The sequence below is a fragment of the Hydrogenophaga sp. T66 genome, from assembly GCF_057219855.1.
The window spans coordinates 575,141-593,952 of record NZ_JBXVVX010000001.1; the positions used below are offsets into that span (position 1 = coordinate 575,141).

Below are 18,812 nucleotides of genomic sequence, written 5' to 3' on the forward strand. Positions count from 1 at the left end.
CACGTCAAGCCGCCCCGGACCGCGCGTCCGTAGGATGCGCGCCCATGTCACGCAACCCGCCCTCCCTGCCCACGCCGGTGCCCGCCGGCGAACCGTTGCCCCACCGCAAGGTCATCCGCGGCTGGCTCACGCCCCTGGCCGAACGGGCCACTGCGCGCGCCGTGGCCCTGCTGGTGGCCGACTTCGCCGTGTTCCTCACGCTGATCGCCGGCACCGTCCTGTTCGAGGCGCTGGCGGCCAAGCTGCTGTGTGGCCTGGCCGCCGGCTTCTGGATCGGGCGGCTGTTCATCATCGGCCACGACGCCTGCCACCAGAGCTACACCCCGCACCGCGGCCTGAACCGCTGGCTGGGTCGCCTGGCCTTCCTGCCCTCGCTCACGCCTTACAGCCTGTGGGAGGTCGGTCACAACGTCGTGCACCACGGTTACACCAACCTCAAGGGCGTTGACTTCGTCTGGGCGCCGCTCACGCTGGACGAGTACCGGGCGCTGCCGCCGCACCGGCGCGCGCTGGAGCGCCTCTACCGCAGCGGCTGGGGGCCGGCGCTGTATTACTTTCTGGAGATATGGTGGCGCCGCATGTTCTTCCCGCGCGCCAGCGCCATGCCGACGCGCCGCGCTGAATTCACGCGCGACAGCGCGGTCGCGCTGGCCACGGGCGTGCTGTGGATCGCGGCCCTCGCGGCGCTCGCCGACGTGACCGGGCAGTCGCCATGGCTGCTCGTGGGCGTCGGCTTCGTGCTGCCCTTCGTGTTCTGGAACGCCATGATCGGCTTCGTGGTCTACGTCCACCACACCCACACCGCCGTGGCCTGGCACGACGACAAGGCCGCCTGGTCGCGCGCCGCGCCGTTCGTGTCCACCACCGTGCACCTCACCTTCCCCGGCCGCTGGGGCGCCTGGCTGCACCACATCATGGAACACACGGCGCACCATGTGGACATGAGCATCCCGCTGTACCGGCTCGCGCCCGCGCAGCGGCTGCTGGAAGACGCGCTGCCGGGCCGCATCACGGTGCAGCGATTCAGCTGGCGCTGGTATTTCGACACCGCCCGGCGCTGCAAGCTCTATGACTTCAGCCGCCGCTGCTGGACCGATTTCCAGGGCCGCGCCACCGCCCCGGGCCACGCCGCCGTGCCCGCGTCAGGGTGAGGGCGCGCGCTGCGGTGCGTGTGCGCCCTGCCGCGGGGCCGCTCGAGCGCTGGTGCAGCGCCGCCGACCGTGGTCGCCCGGCGGTGCGCCCCGTCGGTGGCCCGGGTGCGACAATACGGGGCTAACCGTGACCGCAATGACCCAATCCTTTTCCGAACTGAACCTGGCGCCGGCCCTGGCGCGCGCGGTGGCCGAAATGGGCTACCAGACGATGACGCCGATCCAGGCCCAGGCGATCCCGCAGGTGCTCACCGGCCGTGACGTCATGGGCGCCGCCCAGACCGGTACCGGCAAAACCGCCGCGTTCAGCCTGCCGCTGCTGCAGCGCCTGCTCAAGCACGAAAACGCCTCCACCTCGCCCGCGCGCCACCCGGTGCGGGCGCTGGTGCTGCTGCCTACGCGCGAACTCGCCGACCAGGTCGCCGAGCAGATCAAGCTTTACGCCAAGTACACCCAGCTGCGCAGCACGGTCGTCTTCGGCGGCATGGACATGAAGCCGCAGACCGCCGAACTGAAGAAGGGCGTGGAGGTGCTGGTGGCCACGCCGGGCCGCCTGCTGGACCACATCGAGGCCAAGAACTGCGTGCTCAACCAGGTCGAATACGTCGTGCTCGACGAGGCCGACCGGATGCTGGACATCGGCTTTCTGCCGGACCTGCAGCGCATCCTGAGCTACCTGCCCAAGCAGCGCACCACGCTGCTGTTTTCGGCCACCTTCTCGCCCGAGATCAAGCGCCTGGCGGGAAGCTACCTGCAAGACCCGATCACCGTGGAAGTGGCGCGCTCCAACGCCACGGCATCCACCGTCGAGCAGCATTTCTACCGCGTCGACGACGACGACAAGCGCGCCACCCTGCGCCAGATCCTGCGCGAGCGCGGCATCAAGCAGGCCTTCGTGTTCGTCAACAGCAAGCTCGGTTGCGCGCGGCTGGCCCGCTCGCTGGAGCGCGATGGCCTGAACACCGCCGCGCTGCATGGCGACAAGAGCCAGGACGAGCGGCTCAAGGCGCTGGACGCCTTCAAGCAGGGCCACGTGGACCTGCTGGTCTGCACCGACGTGGCCGCCCGCGGTCTGGACATTAAGGATGTGCCGGCGGTGTTCAACTTCGACATCCCGTTCAACGCCGAGGACTACGTGCACCGGATCGGTCGCACCGGGCGCGCCGGCGCCTCGGGCTTGGCGGTGTCCTTCGTCAGCGGCAAGGACGCGCGCCTGGTGGGCGACATCGAGAAGCTGCTCGGCAAGAAGCTTGAAATCGAAGCGCTCGAGCTGGAGGCCGACCGGCGTCCGGCGGGCCGCTTCAACGACGGTCAGCGCGCCTGGAGCCGCGACGGTGATCGGCCCGCCGACCGTGGCGCCGAACGCGCTCCCGACCGGCCCGCCGAGCGCGACGACACCCGCTGGTCGTCGCGGCCGGCCCGTCCCCCGCGCGCGCCGGCCGATCCCCTGTTTGACCGTCCGTACGAAGCCAGCCGCCCCGACGACGCGCCGCCCCCGGCCTGGGAAGCCGGCCAGAAGCCGGTGGCGCGCCTGTCGCCCAACATCAAGACGCGCAAGAAGGTCCCGGCGCTGTTCAAGCGGCCCACGCCGGAAACCCCGGCCGCCTGAGCGGCCGTGGACCCCAGCTTATCCCGGGCGCTGCGCCATCGGGCAGCGCACCGACACCCGCTCACGCACCGCGCCGTCCTCGTCGAGCGCGACCGCCGTGAGGCAGCCGCCCCACACGCAACCCGTGTCCAGCGCGAGCAGGTCGTCGCGTGTGACCGCGCCCAGCGTCGACCAATGACCGAAGGCGATGCGTTCGCCGGCGCTGCGCCGCCCGGGCGCGTCGAACCAGGCCACATGGCCCGGCGGCGCCTCTCCCGAGCCGTCCTTGGTGGCGAATTCCATGGTGCCGTCGGGCGTGCAGAAGCGCAGCCGCGTCAGTGCGTTCACGATCACGCGCAGCCGGTCGGCACCGCGCAGGGCGTCGTCCCAGCGCGCGGGCTCGTTGCCGTACATGTGGGCAAGGAAACCGGCCCAGTCCGGGCCCGCCAGCACCGCCTCCACCTCACCGGCCAGCGACAGAGCGGTCGCGCCGTCCCACGCCGGCAGCACGCCCGCGTGCACCAGCAGCCAGCCGCGTTCGCGCCGGGCAAGCGGACGCTCGCGCAGCCAGGCCAGCAGGCTTTCGCGGTCGGGCGCGTCCAGCAGCGCGTCGAGCGTGTCGAGCCGGTGCGGGCGGCGGATGCCCGCCGCCACCGCGAGCAGGTGCAGGTCGTGGTTGCCGAGCAGGCCGTCGAGCGCGCCATCGCTGTCGCGCACGCGGCGCAGCGTGGCCAGCGAATCGGGGCCGCGGTTGACCAGGTCGCCGAGCAGCCAGGCGCGGTCGCGGCTGGGCGAGAAGCCCGCCTCGGCGAGCAGCCGGTCCAAGGCCTCATGGCAGCCCTGCACATCACCGATCAGATACATTGACATGCGGAAATTATGGACATCCTGCTGATTGCCCTGCTGACGTTGCTCAACGGCGCGTTTGCCATGTCGGAGCTGGCGCTCGCGTCGAGCCGCAAGGCCCGGCTGGCCGCGATGTCGGAGGCCGGCGACAAGGGCGCGCGCACCGCCCTCGAGCTGATGGAACACCCGACGCAATTCCTGTCGTCGGTTCAGGTGGGCATCACCTCCATCGGCATGCTCAACGGCATCGTCGGCGAGGCCGCGTTCAGCGATGACCTGGGGTTCTGGCTGGAAGGCTTTGGCCTGACCGAAACCACGGCCAATGTCATGGCCACCGCCATCGTGGTGGTGACGATCACGTTCATCACGATCGTGTTTGGCGAGCTGGTGCCCAAGCGCATCGGTCAGCTGTATCCCGAGGCCGTGTCGCGGGTGGTGTCGCGGCCCATGGCCTGGGTGGCCCGCGCGGCCAAGCCCTTTGTCTGGCTGCTCACCCACACCACGCAGGCGATGCTCAAGGTGCTGCGCATCAACGCCAACGCGGTGCAGCACGTGACCGAGGAAGAGATCAACGCCAGCCTGGAAGAGGGCGTGGACGCCGGCATCATCGAGGCGCACGAGCACCAGATGGTGCGCAACGTGTTCGGGCTGGACGACCGGCAGCTCACCTCCATCATGATCCCGGCCGCCGACATTGAGTGGCTGGACGCGCAGGATGAGATTCACACCGCCGTGCGCAAGGCCTCGGTTACGGGCCATTCGTGGTACCCGGTGTGTCGCGGTGGCTTGGACGATGTGGTCGGCGTGGTGCACCTGCCGCGGCTGCTGGCGCTGCAGGCCGACGGCGTGACCGGCGCCGTGGCGCTGCACGCGCAGCCGGCGGTGTTTGTGCCCGAAACCCTGAGCGGCATGGAGCTGCTGGAGCAGTTCCGCGCGCGCGCCACGCGCATGGTGTTTGTGGTGGACGAGTACGGCGTGGTGCAGGGGCTGCTCACGCCGCTGGACATGCTCGAGGCCATCACCGGCGAGCTCAAGCCGCAGACGCCGGTGGACGAATGGGCCACGCGCCGCGGCGACGGTGCCTGGCTGGTCGATGGCGCGATGCCGGTGGCCGAGCTCAAGGCCCGGCTCGACATCGACGCGCTCCCCGACGAAGACCGGGGCCGCTACAACACGGTGGCCGGCCTGATGCAAACGCTCGCCGGCCGCCTGTTGGCCGCCGGCGACCACGTGGACGGCGCCGGCTGGCGCTTTGAGGTGGAGGCGCTGGAGGGCCGGCGCATCGACCGGGTGGTGATCACCCGGTTGCCCGACGAGCCCGTGCCTGCCGACGGCTGAGCCATCCCGCCGCCGGGCTCGCCGCCGGACCCGGTGGCGCCGCCGTCGGTTCCATCACTGGTGGTTCGGGCCATCGTCCGCGCCGCGGCTGCGGCGGGTGTGGCCCGGGCCGTCGTCAGCGCCACGGCTGCGGCGTGCGTCGCCGGGGCTGTCATCGGCGCCGCGGGTCCGACTGGCCCCGCTGTCATCGGCGCCGCGGGGGCGGCCCGCCCCGCTGTCGTCGCCGGCGGTGGCCACGCCGCCGTCGTCACCGCCGCGGCCCCGGCCGCGCCCGCGGCCTTGACCGCCATCGCTGCCGCTGTCGCCGGCGCTGTCGCCGCCCCGGCCACGGCCCTGGCCCGACGAGGAGGCGCTGCCGGACGCGCCGCCCGACGACGACGAACTGCCGGCGGACGAGCCGCCTTTGCCGCCACCACCACCGCTGGAGCCGCTCCCGCCGGAGCCACCCCCACCGCCGCCGGAACCGCCGCCGGAACCGCCGTTTTTGGCGAAGGCCATGCCCGTTCCCAGCGACAGGACGAGCACGGTGAGCAAAGTGGCCAGCACAGGGCGGCGGGACGGGGTGGGGCGCATGGTGTTCTCCGGTGGTGTTGAGGATGTGGGAAAAAATCCCACGATCCGATTATGTGTGGGAAAAAATCCCACGTCTATGGGTTGTGGGCATTTTTCCCACAACTTCGCGTTACCATCCGTATCACCATGCCGTCGCCCCTGCCGTCCCCCGAACCGCCGCCCGCGCTGGTGGCGGGGCTGCGCCGTGTGCTGCGGCCGCTGGTGCGGCTGATGGTGGCGCGCGGCATCACCTACCCCTATCTGGCCGATTTGCTCAAGGGTTTGTTCGTGGAGGTCGCGGACCGCGATTTCCGCCTCGACGGCGCGGCGCCCACCGACAGCCGCGTGAGCCTGCTCAGCGGTGTGCACCGCAAGGACGTGAGCCGCCTGCGCGCGCAGGCGGCGGCGCCGGACGACGCGGTGCCGCCGGTGCCGCCCGTCGTGACGCTGACCTCCCAGGTGGTGGCGCGCTGGCTCGGCGATCCGGCGTGGCGCACTGACGACGGGGCGCCGCGGGCGCTGCCCCGCAGCGCGGCCGACGGGCGTTCGTTCGACGCGCTGGTCGCCGGCATCAGCACCGACATCCGCCCGCGGGTGCTGCTCGACGACTGGCTCGACCGCGGCCTGGCCACGCTCGACGAGGCGGGTCGCGTCTGCCTGAACACCGGCGCGCTGGCCCCCGCCCGCGGCGACGACGACAAGCTCGCCTACTTCGTGCGCCAACTCCACGACCACGCCGCCGCGGCCAGCCACAACCTGCTCGGCGGCGCGCCGTTCTTCGACCGCAGCGTGCACGCCGACGGCCTGAGTCCCGACGACCTGGCGGCCTTGCAGGCGCTGGCCCGCGAGCGCGCCATGCAGACGCTGCTGGCGGTGAATGAGGCCGCGCAGACGGCCGACGCCGCCGCGTCGGCGGTCGGTGCGGACGGCTCCCCACGCCAGCGCTTCACGCTGGGCATTTACTGGTACAGCGAGCCGGCCGAACAGCCGCCTCCCAAGGAGCACCCATGAGACTGGCCCATCGCCGGAGCGTCCGGCTGCTGGCGTTGTGGAGCCTGTCGGTGAGCCTCGCGGGTTGCGCGGTGTCGTGGCCATCCCTGCCGGGCTGGCCCGGCGCCGGCGACGCGCGCGTGCCCGCGGCGCGGCCGGCACCGGCCTGCGCGGTGGCCTCGCCGATCAACCCGGCCCTGACGCCTCCGCTCGCCCCCACCGGCCTGGGCGGCACCGGCGCAACCGCGCAGGCCAGCCCCGGCGGGATCGGCGGCACCGGCCGTCCGGCCGGCGTGGCCCAGGGCGGACCGCCCGGTCTGGGCGGCACCGGCATCGTCGGGGTGGTGACCGGTTTTGCCAGCGTCTGCGTCAATGGCGTGGAGGTGGAGGTCGAGCCCGACACGCCGGTGCAGCGCGACGGCGCGGGCGCCAGCAGCCTGCGCGAGCTGGCGGTCGGCCAGCTGGTGGCGGTGCAGGCCAGCGGCGGCGGCGCCGAGGTGCGCGCGCGGCGCATCGCGGTGCTGGACGCGGTGGTCGGCCCGGTGGACGCGATCGATGCGCCGCGCGGCGAGTTGCGTGTGCTGGGGCAGCGCGTGCTGGTGCTGGCGCGGGCCGATCTGAAGGACCTGCGACCGGGCGACTGGGTGCGCGCCAGCGGCCACCGCGGGGCCGCCGGCGAGGTCCGGGCGTCCCGCGTGCAGCGCTTGGCGCCCGAGGGCCTGCCGCCGGCCCAAAGCCTGGGCCCGGTGGTGCGCGACGAGGCCGGGGACTGGCGCGTGGGTGGCACGCCGCTGCGCCTTGCGCCGGGCCAGACCTTGCCTGCGGCGGGGGAGGAAGCGCTGGTGCGCGGCGCCTGGGACGGCCACCGCCTGCTCGCGGCGGTTGTGGTGGCGCAGCCGACGCGCCGCGCGCTGGGCGACCCGGAGCGGGTGGTGCTGCAGGGCTACGTGGTGGGGCTGGACGGCCAGAGCCTGCGCCTGGGCTATGAGACCGTGCGCCTGGCGGACGATGTGCGCGTACTCGGCGGCACGCTGCAGGCCCTGCGCGTAGGCCAGCCGGTGCAGGTGAGCGCCCGCCGCGACCCGCAGGCGCGCTGGGTGGCGTCCGAGCTGTCGCTGGGCCGTGAGGGCGGCCGCGGCGCGCGCAGCAGCGGCGAGGCCGGCGACGATGGCGGTGGTCGCCGCGGCCGCAACCGCGGCGGCGACGGCGAGAGCGGCGGTGACGACGGCGGCAGCAGCGGCAGCGGCTCCGGCGGCGACAGCTCCGGCAGCGGCTCCGGCACCTCGGGCGGCGACAGCGGCAGCGGCAGTTCCGGCCAGGGACGCGGCCGGGGGCGCGGCGGCAAGGGCTGACCCGCCGGCCAATCCCGGCGCGTCACCCCCGCGCGTCACCTTCCTGGGCCACGTTCGCGTGCCGCGCGCGTTCGCCCTATCCGCCCGGGCCTGGCGGCTTGACTGGCGGTGTGGCGGGCGGTTCGTCGGCCAGATGCTCCCCCGGCCCTTCCACCCGCCACCACGCCGGCAGCAGGGCGCGCACCGCCGGGCGGGCGTAGCGGTCGTCGATCAGCCACACGGTGCCGCGGTCCTCGGGCGTACGGATCACGCGGCCGGCGGCCTGCACGGCTTTGTGCAGACCGGGGTAGAGGTAGGTGTGCTCGAAGCCGTGGCCGCACAGCGCGTGCAGCCGTTCGCGCAAGCGTTCGTTGATCGGGTTCACCGCCGGCAGCCCCAGCGTGGCGACGAAGGCGCCCACCAGACGGCGGCCCGGCAGGTCGATGCCCTCGCCGAAGGCGCCACCCAGCACCGCGAACCCCACGCCGTGTCCGTCGGGGGTGAAACGCGCCAGGAAAGCCGCGCGCGCCGCTTCGTCGTCGTGGCGCGACTGCTGCCACAGCGGGATGTCCGGGTGCGCGCGCTGCAGCGCGTCGGCGACTTGCTGGAGATAGTCAAAACTGCTGAAAAAAGCGAGGTAGTTACCGGGGGATCGGCGCAGTTCGGTGGCGATGAGGTCGACCAGCGCGTCCCGGGTGCGGGCCCGGTCGGCCCAGCGCGTGGACAGCGGCGCGATGCGCACGCGCAGCTGGTCGGCCGAGAAGGGGGAGCCGATGTCGGTCCGCGCGGCGTCGGGCGGCAGGCCGAGCAGGGTGGCCGCGTGGTCCATGGGCGCGAGCGTGGCGGAGAAGAGCGTGGCGCTGTGCGCGCCGGTCCAGCGCGGCGCCAGCAGCGGCGCGGGCAGCAGGTTGCGCAGCGCGATCGCCGGGCGGCCGCCGCGGCCGGGGCGGGCCTCCAGGTCGGCCGCGGCGTGCGGACCGAAGTCGTCGGCCACCCGCAGGAAGGCCAGGGCCTCGAACAGCCAGTCCTGCCACGCGGCCGTGGCGGCGCTCCCGGGGCCGGCCGCGCCGGCGGCTTGATCCGCCGTGTGGCCCACCGTGTCACCCGCCGCGCCACCGAGCGCATCGCTGAGCTCGCCCACGTGGGCGCGCAGCGCCTGCAGCAGGGCCGGCGGCGGTGCGTCCAGCGGCTGCCACGGGGCGCGCAGGTCGCGCGCGAGCGCGCCCCAGGCGCGGTGCAGCCGGTCCATGCCGCGGCGCAGACCGGCCGGCGCGGTGCGGCGCAGCGCCAGAAAGCGCGCGGGCTCCAGCGTGGCGCTGTGCATGCGCCGGGCGCGCTCCACCAGGTTGTGGGCCTCGTCGATCAGCAGGTGCAACCGCCATTCGCGCGCCTGGGACAGCGCCCACGCCTGCGCGTGGGCGTCGAAGTAGTGGTTCACGTCGGCCACCACCACGTCGGCCCAGGCGTGCATCTCCTGACCCAGAAAGTAGGGGCAGACGCGGTGCTCGCGCGCGACCGCGCGCAGCGAGTCGGCGTCGAGCCAGCCGCGTTGCGCCGCCGCCGCGCGCGCCTCGTGGAGGCGGTCGTAGAAGCCGCGCGCCAGCGGGCAGGACTCGCCGTGGCAGGCGGCGTCGGGGTGCTCGCAGGCCTTGTCGCGCGCCACGCGCTCCACCACCCGCAGCGGCCGCGCGTCCAGCCGGCGCAGGGCAGCCAGCGCCGGGGCGCGCCCGGTGGTGCGCGCGGTCAGGTAGAGCAGCTGGTCACCGCCAGCTTCGGGCAGCGCGCGCAGCGCGGCGAACAGGGTGGCGGCGGTCTTGCCGATGCCGGTCGGGGCCTGGGCCAGCAGGTGGCGGCCGGCGCGCTGGGTGCGAAACACCGCCTCGGCGAGCGCGCGCTGGCCGTCGCGAAAGGCCGGAAACGGAAAGGCCAGCGTGCGCAACGCGGCGTCGCGCGCGGCGCGGTGCGCGGTCTCCTGCGCCGCCCAGTCGCGGTAGCGGCGGCACAGCACCGCGGCCGTCTCGGCGAGCTCGGCGGCCGGGCGGGTTTCTTCCAGCACGGTCTCGGTGCCGGTGTCGATGTTCAGGTAGACCAGCGCCACGACCACCGCGTCCCAGCCGTGTTGTGCGGCGAGCAGCCAGCCGTACACCCGCGCCTGCGCCCAGTGGCGCTGGCGGGCGTGGTCGCTCAGGCGCGCCGGATCGCCCCGGTGCGTCTTGATTTCCTCCACGCGGCGCGCCGCCGTGTCCACGCCGTCGGCCCGGCCGTGCAGCCACAGGCCCTCGCAGACGCCGTGCAGCGTCACCTCGCGCGCGTAGCCCGGGCCGCGGCGGCCGGTGACGAGTGCGTGGCCCGCCACGCCCTGCGCCGCCGTGGGGCCCGGCGTGTGGCGCAGGTCCAGGTCGCCGTGGCGGGCGGCGAAGTCGCACAGCGTGCGCACCGCCACGCGCGGGGCGGGTGGGGTCTCGACGGGCGGGGACGCGGACGGCATCATGCTGGACAAATGAACAGTGCTCCGATTGTCGCGCCGCTGGAACGGCGCCACGCGCAGCGCCTGCGCGCCATCCACCGCAGCGCGGGCTGGCCCAGCCACGACCCGGTGGAGCTGGACCTGCTGGCCGGCGGGCTGCTGCAGCGCTGTTTCGACGAGGCCGGCCGCGAAACGCTGCGCCTGACCGACGCCGGCATTGCCGCGCTTGCCGCCACCCACCGCGGCCACCGCGCCGCGCGCACGCCCCACGAGGCGCTGGTGGCGCGCGTGGCCGAGCGGCTGGTGCTCGACGGGCGGCTGGCCTGGACGGGGCTGGCGCTGCGCGCGCCGCTGCCGCGCGCCGGCGAGGCAGCCGCCGAAGGCCACCCCGAAGCGCACGGCGACGGCGCCACCGACTGGGTGGTGGCGTGTCCGGACGTGTTTTCGATCCGCCGCAGCTCCCGCCCCGACTGGTTGGAGCCGCAGGTGCACGAGATCAAGGTCCGGCGGGCCGATTTGCTGGCCGACGTGCGCCGGCCGGCCAAGCACGCGGCCTACCTCGCGCTGGCCAGCGCCTGCTGGTACGTGTTGGGCACCGACGCGCGCGGCCGGCCGATCGGGGGCGCCGACGACGTGCCGCCGGCCTGCGGCGTGTTGCTGGTCGGGGAGAGCGGGGCGCCGCAGGTGCTGCGCGAGGCGCCACGCCGCGCGGTGCCGGCGCTGCCGTTCGCGCTGTGGATGGCGCTGGCCGCCGCCACGCCGGTGCGAGCGCCCGATGAGCCCGCGCAAACGCCGCTGCGGCCGGCGGACGGCTGACCACCGCCGCCCCCGGGCTCAGGTCTCAAGCCTCCGGTCTGAAGCCTCAACTCAGTAGTGCGGCGGCAGTTCGTCGCGCAGGCTGCGGAACACGGGTGCGCCCTCGTCGCTGCGGCGGCGCTGCAGCTCGCCCACCTCGCGCGCCAGGCGGTCGATCTGGTCTTGCTGGCGCGCCACCAGCGCGTTGAGCGCGTCGAGCAGGTCTTCGGCGTAGCTGAGCTTGATCTCCAGCTCGGTCAGGCGGTCGCCGTCGGTCGGGTGGGCGGGGGCGGGCGAGGGGGCGCGGTCGGGTTCCATGCCCCGATTGGACACCCGATGACGCCCGGTGGGCGGGGTCATCCTTCAGCCGGGGCTGAAGGGTTCATGCAGGGATCGTGAATTCACGCGGCTCGGTGCGGCGCCTAGAGTGGGGCGGTCATGTCACCACTGAGGAGCCTTCCATGCTGCAAGCCCTGATCTTCGACGTCGACGGCACCCTGGCCGACACCGAACGCGTGCACCGGGAGGCGTTCAACCACGCGTTTGCCGAGGAGGGCCTCGACTGGCACTGGGACGAGCCGACCTACATCCGGCTGCTGGAGGTCTCGGGCGGCAAGGAGCGGCTGCGGCGCTGGTGGATGCAGCAGCGCCCCGACACCCGCGAGCTCGACGCCGGCGCCGTGCAGCAGACGCTCGACCGCCTGCACGACATCAAGACCGCCTACTACGAAAGCGCGGTGCTCGACGGTCGGGTGAGCCTGCGCCCGGGCGTGCTGGAACTGATCGAACAGGCCGCCAGCGAAGGCCTGCGCCTGGCCATCGCCACCACCACCTCGCCGGTCAACATCGCTGCGCTGCTGCGCCCGGTGATGGGCCCGGACTGGCGCCTGCGCTTCGACGCCATCGGCGACGGCTCGTCCTCGCCGGTGAAGAAGCCGCATCCGCAGGTGTACCAGCAGGTGCTGGGCGACCTGGCGCTGCCGGCCAGCGCCTGCGTGGCCTTCGAGGATTCGCGCAACGGCCTGCTCGCCGCACGCGCCGCCGGTCTGGCCACGGTCATCACGCCCACCGCCTTCACCGCCCACCACCGCTTCGACGGCGCCCTGCGCGTCTTGCCCGACCTGGATGGCGTGACGGTGGACGACCTGCGCCACTGGCGGCTGCCGCAGCGCGTGGCCGCCTGAGGCCGCCGCGCCGGGGGGGGGCGCGACGGCGGGGACCTTCAGCCCGCCGGCCGCAGCAGCGGCGTGTCGTGCTCCACCAGCAGGGGCTCGCCACGCTCCAGCACGAAGTAGCGGAACGCCTCCGCCGCCGGCGACAGCACCTTGCTTTGCAGGTGCACGATGTGCCAGGTGCGCATCACCGGCGTGCCTTCCACGTCCACCCGCAGCAGCAGGCCCAGCCGCAGCTCCAGGCCCAGCGTGTGCAGCGACAGGAAGCCGATCCCCAGCCCGGCCCTCACCGACTCCCGCACCGCCTCGTTGCTGGTGAACTCCATCGCCACCTCGGGCGTCTGGCCGTGGTCGGCGTAGAAGCGGTTCATCGACGCCCGCGTGCCCGAGCCGGTCTCGCGTGCGATCAGCGGATAGCGGGCCAGCGCCTTGAGCGGCGGGTGGCCGATGGCGGTGAGCGGGTGCTCGGGCGGGCAGAAAAACACCTGCGGGTGCGCGGCAAACGGCTCGCTGCGCGCCGACAGCTCGGGCGGTGCGCGGCCCATGATCGACAGATCCACTTCGCCGGCCTCCATCTGTCGCACCAGCGCCTCGCGGTTGGTGGCTTCGGTCAACCGGACATCGATGCCGGGGTGATCGCGCCGAAACTCCGCCAGCAGCCGCGGCACGAAGTACTTCGCCGTGCTGACCATGCCCACCGTGAGCAACCCGTGCTCCAGCCGCTTGAAGCGGGCCATCGCGTGGTCGGCGTCGCGCAGCGCGGCCAGCATGCGCTTGGCATGCACCGCGAAGTACTCGCCCGCGGTGGACAGCGTCATCGTGCGGCCCTGGCGGTCGAAGAGCTGCAGGCCGACCTGGCTTTCCAGTTCCTTGATCTGCATCGACACCGCCGGCGGCGTGAGGTGCAGCGCCTGGGCGGCCGCGGTCACGCCGCCGCGCTGGGCCACCTCCAGAAACACCCGCAATTGCCGGAAGCTCAGGTTCATGGTTCAGTTTTCCCTGAATCGAAAGTCAAGAAAGTCTGACTGGCGCTTATAGCAGTCCGCCGCCACCATGGCGATCTTGCGCTGCAACAAACGCCCGCCGCCCGCCCCTTCCGAGACCGCCATGCCCCTGTCCCGTCGCTCCACGCTGACCCAATACCTGATCGAGGAACGCCGCCGCTACCCCGAGGCCAGCGGCGAGTTCAACGCGCTGCTGCTCGACGTGGCGCTGGCCTGCAAGGCGGTGGCGCGCCGCGTGGCCCACGGCGCGCTCGGCGGCCTGCATGAGGGCGACCGCGCCCCGGCCGCGCTCGACGAAACCGCCCAGGACGCCTTTTTGCGCGCCAACGAGTGGGGCGGCCACCTCGCGGCCATGGCCTCGCGCGAACGCGCCGAGCCCTGCGCCATCCCGGCCGAATACGCCCGGGGCAAGTACCTGCTGGTGTTCGACGCGCTCGACGGGTCGGGCAACAGCGACGTCAACCTCCCGGTGGGCAGCGTGTTCAGCGTGCTGCGGGCCCCGGCCGCGGTGGTGGGTGCGGGCGGGCGGCCTGCGCAGGCGGCCGACTTCCTGCAGGCCGGCGCGCAGCAGGTGGCGGCCGGTTACGCGATCTACGGCCCGTCGACCATGCTGGTGCTCACGGTCGGCAGCGGCGTCCACGGCTTCACCCTCGACCCCACGCTGGGCGAGTTCACGCTCACCCACCCGCGGATGACCGTGCCGTCCGACACCGGCGAATTCGCCATCAACGCCTCCCACGCGCGCGGCTGGGAGGCGCCGATCAAGCGCTATGTGGACGAATGCCTGGCGGGTCGTCCCGGTGTGCGCGGCAAAGACTTCACCCTGCGCTGGATCGACAGCCTGGTGGCCGAGGCGCACCGCATCCTGCTGCGCGGCGGCGTCTTCCTCGATCCCCGCGACGCCCGCGACCCGGCCCACGCCGGTCGCCTGCGTCTGCTGTTCGAGGCCAACCCGATCGGCTTCATCATGGAGCAGGCCGGCGGCCGCGCCAGCACGGGCCACGGCCCGCTGCTGCAGGTGTCGCCCGGCGACCTGCACCAGCGCACCGGCCTGGTGTTCGGTTCGCGCCACGAGGTCGAGCGCATCGAGCGCTACCATCGCGAGCCCGCGCTGGTGACCGACCGCGCGCCGCTGTTCGCTGAACGCAGCCTGTTCCGCGACGCGGCCTGAACGCCACCCCCGTGTTGCCGCCATGTCCGAACGCCACCCGATCATCGCCATCACCGGCTCCAGCGGCGCCGGCACGTCCACCGTCACCCGCACCTTCGAAAACATCTTTCGCCGCGAAGGCGTGCAGGCCGCGATGGTCGAAGGCGACAGCTTCCACCGCTTCGACCGGGCCGAGATGAAGCAGCGCATGGCCGAGGCCGAGGCCGCCGGCGACCTGCACTTCAGCCACTTCGGGCCGGCCGCCAACCGCTTCGAAGACATCGAGGCGCTCTTCCGCAGCTACGCCGAGGGTGGCACCGGCCAGCGACGGCGCTACCTGCACAACGAGGCCGAGGCCGCACCGTTCGGCCAGCCGCCGGGCACCTTCACCGCCTGGGAGCCGCTGCCGGCCGACACCGACATGCTGTTCTACGAAGGCCTGCACGGCGCGGTGGTCACGCCCACGGTCAACGTCGCGCGCTACCCCGACCTGCTCATCGGTGTGGTGCCGGTCATCAACCTGGAGTGGATCCAGAAGCTCTGGCGCGACAAACACCTGCGCGGCTACAGCGCCGAGGCGGTGACCGACACCATCCTGCGCCGCATGCCGGACTACGTGAACTACATCTGCCCGCAGTTCCAGCACACCCACGTGAACTTCCAGCGCGTGCCGGTGGTGGACACGAGCAACCCCTTCATTGCGCGCGACGTGCCGACCGCCGACGAGAGCATGGTGGTGATCCGCTTTGCGCAACCCAAGGGCATCGATTTCCCCTACCTGCTCAACATGATCCAGGGCGCCTGGATGAGCCGCGCCAATACCGTGGTCGTGCCCGGCGGTAAGATGGAACTCGCCATGCAGCTGATCTTCACGCCCTTCATCTGGCGGATGATGGAGCGCCGCCGCCGCGCCCTCGCGCCGGCATGAAAAAGCCCCGCCGGGGCGGGGCTTGCGGGGCAGACGTGGGTCCGGGATTCGCTCAACCCAGGCTGTCGGCCCAGATGTTGCGCGCCCAACCCATCGCGTAGAAGCCCTCGAGCTCGCTGGCCGCGCTCGACACACCGCCGGAGCCCGGCACCACCAGCATCGTCTTCTGCGCCGCGTCGTAGCGGTGCACGCTGGCCACGTGGACGACGTCCTTGGCGGTGACAAAGCTGTAGCAGGTGTTGGCGTACAGCGGCAGCGGCAGCGGCGCCTGGCCGGCGAGCAGCGCCACCACGGCGGCCGCGCAGGTCTTGGCGTGCTGGTTGGCCATGTGGCCGGACTTGGGCATCAACGGCGCGATCTGGATCGCGTCACCCAGCACGTGCACGTTCTTCACCGCCTTCGACTCGAAGGTCAGGAAATCAACCTCGCACCAGCGGTTGTTCGCCGTGGCCAGACCGGTCTTGACCGCGATCTCGCCAGCGCGCATGTCGGGCAGCACGTTGGCCACCGTGGCCTTGAAGTCGTCGTTGAACTCGAACTTCAGCGTGTTGGTCGCTGCGTCGACATCGATCACCTTGTGCTTGGGGCGGTACTCGATGATGCCCTTGTAGTGCTCGTCCCACGCCTTGGTGAACAGGCCCTTCTTGGACACCAGGTCGTCGTTCGCATCAAAGATCACGACCTTGCTGCGCGGCTTGTGCACCTTGAAGTAGCTCGCCACCATGCAGGCCCGCTCGTACGGCCCGGGCGGGCAGCGGTACGGCGCCTGCGGAATGGTCAGGGCGTAGGTGCCGCCGTCGGGCATGGCTTCGAGCTGGCGACGCAGCGCCATCGTCTGCGGACCCGCCTTCCAGGCGTGCAGCACCTTCTCCTGCGCGGCCGCGGTGTTCAGGCCCGGGATGCGCTCGTACATGAAGTCCACGCCCGGCGACACGATCAGGCGGTCGTAGGGCAGGGTGGCGCCGCTGGCCAGCGTGACGGTGCGCTTCTCGGCGTCCACGCGTTCCACCCGGTCGCGCACAACCTTCACGCCGTGGCGGCGCTGCAGGTTGTCGTACGGCACGGTGATGTCCGCCATGGTCTTGTGACCGCCGACCACCAGGTTGGAGATCGGGCACGACACGAAGGATGCGTTCGGCTCGACCAAGGTCACGTCCACGCGGCCCTCGGAGAACAGACGCAGGTACTTGGCCGCGGTGGCGCCGCCGTAGCCGCCGCCCACCACCACCACCTTCGGCGCGGTGCCGCCGATGCTGGCGCAGCCGGTCAGCAGGCCCAGACCCGCCAGCGCCGTCCCGGCGCCCGCGGTTTGCAGAAATCCTCGACGTTGCATCATGGCGGTCCTCACTTCTTCTGGGCCGCGAAGTACGCGGCAATCTCGGCCAACTGCTCGTCGGTGTAGCCCTTGGCAATCTGGTGCATCAGCGTGGCCGGGCGCTTGCCCGACTTGAAGTCCAGCATCTTCTGCAGCAGGTCGTCCTTGCTCTGGCCAGCCAGCGACGCCATGCCTGGCTCGGCGCGGCCGTCGGTGCCGTGGCAGTTGGCGCAGGCTGCCGCCCACACGCGCACCTGGTTGACCTGCGCCTGTGCGCCGGCCGCCGCCGCCAGCAGCACCGCCGCTGCCAGCCAGGATCGGGTTCGTTTCATCCGGTTCTCCATCGGGTGTGTGTCTCAGACGGCCGAACTGTATCAGCGCGAGGCCTGCAGCGGCGGGCCAAAAAAAAGCCACCGCCCGGGGGCGGTGGCTTTGTAATCCAGCCTTGGAGAGTTCAGGACTGGTCTGCTGATCCGCGGGGATCAGAAGTCGTGACGCACGCCCACGGCGTAGATCTTGCGCTCGCGCTGGGTCACGCCCACGCCGTTCTCGACGTCGCCGTCGGTCATGGCCACATAGGCGCGGGTGCGCTTGGACAGCGCGTAGGTGGCGCCCAGCGAGAAGGCGGCGCCCTTGGCGGTGGTCACGCCGGCCTGCTTGGCCTTGGCGGACGCGTAGCCGGCGGACAGTTCCACCGCGGTGCCGACCGGCACCACCACGCCCAGCGAGTAGGCGTTCTGCTTGATGCCCGAACGGGTCTTCAGGTTCTGCACGCCGCCGGAGACGCGCGCCACGCCGAAGTTGTAGGAGGCAGCCAGGGTGTTGAACTCGCGGTCGGCCAGGGCGTCAGCGGCCAGGGCACCGTTGTTCTTGTTCTCCTGGTAGCCGTAGCCCACGTCCAGCGGGCCGCTGCGGTAGCGCAGGTTGAAGGCGGTGATGTCCTGCTTGACCGGGGCCGCCAGTTCGTCGAACGCGTAGCTCGCGCCGAAGGTGAAGCCGCTGAAGTTCGGCGACTCGTAGCGGATCTGGTTGCTGGCGCGGTCGCCATAGTCGGCCACACCGCCCACGCCCGCGAAGGCCGGCACGGCGCCGTTGGCGCTGGCACCGAAGATGGTCTCGGTGGGCGCCAGGTGGGTCGAGTCCCACAGGTTGTTCACGACGCTCAGGTCACGGATGTCGTCGAACGACGTGTCGTGACGGCCGAGCTTGACGGTACCGAAGCCGCCCTGCAGGCCGATGAACGAGGCGCGGTCGCCCAGCGTGGTGGCGCCGGGGGCATCCACCTGCAGGCCGGACTCGATCGCGAAGATGGCCTTCAGGCCACCACCGAGGTCTTCGGTACCGCGGAAGCCCAGGCGGCTGCTGGTCAGGTTGCTGTTGAACAGCTGGGTCACGCTGGCCGGGCCAACACCTGCGGCCACGTTGCCCACCTTGGAGGAACCCAGGGAGGCATCCAGACGGCCGTAGATGGTGACAGAGGACTGCGCCAGCGCGGCGCCGGAAGCGGCCAGGACGGCCAGAGCAATGAGGCTCTTTTTCATTGAGTTTTCTCCAGGAAGTGAGGTCGGGGCGGTAACCCCTGCCCCCTGCGGTATGCAAGGTGACGGGCCGCATTGTGGGCAAAGCAAGCGGCGTTCTTTGTGACAGTCACCGAAAAAGGGCAAGCCTTCCCCAATTTGCAACAGGCACATGCTGCGTGGTTCTTTTCATATGCCTGTCATGAATGCTTGCTCCGGAAATCGGAGCGCATTGCGGCCGCAGACGGGCGTCAGCCGTTCGCCGCGGGAGCGTCCCGGTCGGGGGCGGCGGTGTTCGCCGGTTCAGCGTCGGAGGCGGGCGCAGGGTCGGGGAAGCACATGCGCGTGCCATCCCAGCGCTGGCCGCACCAGCAATAACCTTCCGCGTTGATGATGCAGGTGCCGGTGCCGCAGCAGCGGGGATCGTCCATGGCGGTTCTCCAGGGTGGAACAAACCGCGCAGCGTAGCGGCGCCAGCGAGGCCCCGCGGTGCCCGGGGACATCGGCATGCGCCTCTGGTGGACGGCCGCTCGCCCCAACAAAAACCCCACCGGGGCGCAGGCCGCGGTGGGGTCGTGTCTGGTGCCGGAAAGAGGAATCGAACCCCCGACCTTCTCATTACGAATGAGCTGCTCTACCGACTGAGCTATTCCGGCGAAGCCCCACAT

18 protein-coding genes and 1 tRNA gene are annotated in these 18,812 nt (G+C 72.0%); 9 read left to right on the top strand and 10 right to left on the bottom strand.

Going from position 1 to position 18,812, the window contains the following annotated elements; all coding sequences use genetic code 11:
- The first annotated feature begins 44 nt into the window (after positions 1-44).
- Both AC2D80_RS02710 and AC2D80_RS02715 read left to right on the top strand, forming a co-directional pair.
- Positions 45-1,151, top strand: a complete 1,107-nt coding sequence (locus tag AC2D80_RS02710) for a fatty acid desaturase (protein WP_484631438.1) — start codon at positions 45-47, stop codon at positions 1,149-1,151.
- Between the two features lie 136 nt (positions 1,152-1,287).
- Positions 1,288-2,760 carry a DEAD/DEAH box helicase gene (locus AC2D80_RS02715; protein ID WP_484631439.1) on the top strand — a complete coding sequence of 491 codons (1,473 nt, stop codon included), beginning with the start codon at positions 1,288-1,290 and terminating at the stop codon, positions 2,758-2,760.
- 18 nt (positions 2,761-2,778) lie between these two features.
- Here AC2D80_RS02715 and AC2D80_RS02720 read toward each other — a convergent pair whose 3' ends face one another.
- A complete protein-coding gene (locus tag AC2D80_RS02720) occupies positions 2,779-3,609 on the bottom strand; it encodes a symmetrical bis(5'-nucleosyl)-tetraphosphatase (protein WP_484631440.1) in 831 nt (276 codons plus the stop codon).
- A 9-nt stretch (positions 3,610-3,618) separates the two neighbouring features.
- On the opposite strand from AC2D80_RS02720, the gene AC2D80_RS02725 reads away from it, so the two are divergent.
- Positions 3,619-4,923 (top strand): hemolysin family protein, encoded by a 1,305-nt coding sequence (locus AC2D80_RS02725; RefSeq protein ID WP_484631441.1) that lies wholly within the window; start codon positions 3,619-3,621, stop codon positions 4,921-4,923.
- A 54-nt stretch (positions 4,924-4,977) separates the two neighbouring features.
- On the opposite strand, the gene AC2D80_RS02730 is transcribed toward AC2D80_RS02725, so the two are convergent.
- Entirely contained in the window at positions 4,978-5,496 is a 519-nt protein-coding gene (locus AC2D80_RS02730; protein ID WP_484631442.1) for a hypothetical protein, read from the bottom strand.
- Positions 5,497-5,622: 126 nt separating this feature from the next.
- Here AC2D80_RS02730 and AC2D80_RS02735 point away from each other — a divergent pair, with 126 nt between their 5' ends.
- On the top strand, positions 5,623-6,486 hold the full coding sequence (locus AC2D80_RS02735; RefSeq protein WP_484631443.1) for a DUF6502 family protein: 864 nt from the start codon (positions 5,623-5,625) through the stop codon (positions 6,484-6,486).
- Positions 6,483-7,817 carry a DUF5666 domain-containing protein gene (locus AC2D80_RS02740; protein ID WP_484631444.1) on the top strand — a complete coding sequence of 445 codons (1,335 nt, stop codon included), beginning with the start codon at positions 6,483-6,485 and terminating at the stop codon, positions 7,815-7,817. Before AC2D80_RS02735 ends, AC2D80_RS02740 begins: the two co-directional genes overlap by 4 nt.
- A 76-nt stretch (positions 7,818-7,893) precedes the next feature.
- On the opposite strand, the gene AC2D80_RS02745 is transcribed toward AC2D80_RS02740, so the two are convergent.
- Entirely contained in the window at positions 7,894-10,284 is a 2,391-nt protein-coding gene (locus AC2D80_RS02745) for an ATP-dependent DNA helicase (RefSeq protein ID WP_484631445.1), read from the bottom strand.
- Positions 10,285-10,296: 12 nt separating this feature from the next.
- Here AC2D80_RS02745 and AC2D80_RS02750 point away from each other — a divergent pair, with 12 nt between their 5' ends.
- Positions 10,297-11,079, top strand: coding sequence for a hypothetical protein (locus tag AC2D80_RS02750; RefSeq protein WP_484631446.1), 783 nt, complete (start codon positions 10,297-10,299; stop codon positions 11,077-11,079).
- 51 nt (positions 11,080-11,130) lie between these two features.
- Here AC2D80_RS02750 and AC2D80_RS02755 read toward each other — a convergent pair whose 3' ends face one another.
- A complete protein-coding gene (locus AC2D80_RS02755) occupies positions 11,131-11,376 on the bottom strand; it encodes a SlyX family protein (RefSeq protein WP_484631447.1) in 246 nt (81 codons plus the stop codon).
- A gap of 143 nt (positions 11,377-11,519) precedes the next feature.
- Between AC2D80_RS02755 and AC2D80_RS02760 the strand changes: the two genes are divergently transcribed.
- On the top strand, positions 11,520-12,242 hold the full coding sequence (locus AC2D80_RS02760; protein WP_484631448.1) for an HAD-IA family hydrolase: 723 nt from the start codon (positions 11,520-11,522) through the stop codon (positions 12,240-12,242).
- A 38-nt stretch (positions 12,243-12,280) separates the two neighbouring features.
- Here AC2D80_RS02760 and AC2D80_RS02765 read toward each other — a convergent pair whose 3' ends face one another.
- Positions 12,281-13,216, bottom strand: a complete 936-nt coding sequence (locus tag AC2D80_RS02765) for a LysR family transcriptional regulator (protein WP_484631449.1) — start codon at positions 13,214-13,216, stop codon at positions 12,281-12,283.
- A gap of 121 nt (positions 13,217-13,337) precedes the next feature.
- Between AC2D80_RS02765 and AC2D80_RS02770 the strand changes: the two genes are divergently transcribed.
- Positions 13,338-14,405, top strand: a complete 1,068-nt coding sequence (locus tag AC2D80_RS02770) for a class 1 fructose-bisphosphatase (protein WP_484631450.1) — start codon at positions 13,338-13,340, stop codon at positions 14,403-14,405.
- 22 nt (positions 14,406-14,427) lie between these two features.
- Entirely contained in the window at positions 14,428-15,312 is an 885-nt protein-coding gene (locus tag AC2D80_RS02775; RefSeq protein WP_484631451.1) for a phosphoribulokinase, read from the top strand.
- A 52-nt stretch (positions 15,313-15,364) separates the two neighbouring features.
- On the opposite strand, the gene AC2D80_RS02780 is transcribed toward AC2D80_RS02775, so the two are convergent.
- The 5 genes from AC2D80_RS02780 to AC2D80_RS02800 all read right to left on the bottom strand — a co-directional run bounded on the left by AC2D80_RS02780 (position 15,365) and on the right by AC2D80_RS02800 (position 18,800).
- On the bottom strand, positions 15,365-16,645 hold the full coding sequence (locus AC2D80_RS02780) for an FCSD flavin-binding domain-containing protein (RefSeq protein WP_484631452.1): 1,281 nt from the start codon (positions 16,643-16,645) through the stop codon (positions 15,365-15,367).
- Between the two features lie 11 nt (positions 16,646-16,656).
- Positions 16,657-16,959, bottom strand: coding sequence for a c-type cytochrome (locus AC2D80_RS02785; RefSeq protein WP_484631453.1), 303 nt, complete (start codon positions 16,957-16,959; stop codon positions 16,657-16,659).
- Between the two features lie 150 nt (positions 16,960-17,109).
- Entirely contained in the window at positions 17,110-18,168 is a 1,059-nt protein-coding gene (locus AC2D80_RS02790) for a porin (protein WP_484631454.1), read from the bottom strand.
- 227 nt (positions 18,169-18,395) lie between these two features.
- Positions 18,396-18,575: a hypothetical protein gene (locus tag AC2D80_RS02795; RefSeq protein ID WP_484631455.1), complete on the bottom strand. Its 180-nt coding sequence runs from the start codon at positions 18,573-18,575 to the stop codon at positions 18,396-18,398.
- 149 nt (positions 18,576-18,724) lie between these two features.
- Positions 18,725-18,800 (bottom strand) — tRNA-Thr (locus tag AC2D80_RS02800).
- Positions 18,801-18,812: the final 12 nt, after the last annotated feature.

Excerpts from the sequence above, each read along its gene's own strand:
- AC2D80_RS02710 (WP_484631438.1), top strand. The coding sequence starts at position 45 with ATGTCACGCAACCCGCCCTCCCTGCCCACGCCGGTGCCCGCCGGCGAA.
- AC2D80_RS02745 (WP_484631445.1), bottom strand. The coding sequence starts at position 10,284 with ATGCCGTCCGCGTCCCCGCCCGTCGAGACCCCACCCGCCCCGCGCGTG.
- AC2D80_RS02760 (WP_484631448.1), top strand. The coding sequence starts at position 11,520 with ATGCTGCAAGCCCTGATCTTCGACGTCGACGGCACCCTGGCCGACACC.
- AC2D80_RS02770 (WP_484631450.1), top strand. The coding sequence starts at position 13,338 with ATGCCCCTGTCCCGTCGCTCCACGCTGACCCAATACCTGATCGAGGAA.
- AC2D80_RS02750 (WP_484631446.1), top strand. The coding sequence starts at position 10,297 with ATGAACAGTGCTCCGATTGTCGCGCCGCTGGAACGGCGCCACGCGCAG.
- AC2D80_RS02735 (WP_484631443.1), top strand. The coding sequence starts at position 5,623 with ATGCCGTCGCCCCTGCCGTCCCCCGAACCGCCGCCCGCGCTGGTGGCG.
- AC2D80_RS02725 (WP_484631441.1), top strand. The coding sequence starts at position 3,619 with ATGGACATCCTGCTGATTGCCCTGCTGACGTTGCTCAACGGCGCGTTT.
- AC2D80_RS02715 (WP_484631439.1), top strand. The coding sequence starts at position 1,288 with ATGACCCAATCCTTTTCCGAACTGAACCTGGCGCCGGCCCTGGCGCGC.
- AC2D80_RS02780 (WP_484631452.1), bottom strand. The coding sequence starts at position 16,645 with ATGCAACGTCGAGGATTTCTGCAAACCGCGGGCGCCGGGACGGCGCTG.
- AC2D80_RS02775 (WP_484631451.1), top strand. The coding sequence starts at position 14,428 with ATGTCCGAACGCCACCCGATCATCGCCATCACCGGCTCCAGCGGCGCC.
- AC2D80_RS02755 (WP_484631447.1), bottom strand. The coding sequence starts at position 11,376 with ATGGAACCCGACCGCGCCCCCTCGCCCGCCCCCGCCCACCCGACCGAC.
- AC2D80_RS02785 (WP_484631453.1), bottom strand. The coding sequence starts at position 16,959 with ATGAAACGAACCCGATCCTGGCTGGCAGCGGCGGTGCTGCTGGCGGCG.
- AC2D80_RS02765 (WP_484631449.1), bottom strand. The coding sequence starts at position 13,216 with ATGAACCTGAGCTTCCGGCAATTGCGGGTGTTTCTGGAGGTGGCCCAG.
- AC2D80_RS02795 (WP_484631455.1), bottom strand. The coding sequence starts at position 18,575 with ATGGACGATCCCCGCTGCTGCGGCACCGGCACCTGCATCATCAACGCG.
- AC2D80_RS02720 (WP_484631440.1), bottom strand. The coding sequence starts at position 3,609 with ATGTCAATGTATCTGATCGGTGATGTGCAGGGCTGCCATGAGGCCTTG.
- AC2D80_RS02730 (WP_484631442.1), bottom strand. The coding sequence starts at position 5,496 with ATGCGCCCCACCCCGTCCCGCCGCCCTGTGCTGGCCACTTTGCTCACC.
- AC2D80_RS02740 (WP_484631444.1), top strand. The coding sequence starts at position 6,483 with ATGAGACTGGCCCATCGCCGGAGCGTCCGGCTGCTGGCGTTGTGGAGC.
- AC2D80_RS02790 (WP_484631454.1), bottom strand. The coding sequence starts at position 18,168 with ATGAAAAAGAGCCTCATTGCTCTGGCCGTCCTGGCCGCTTCCGGCGCC.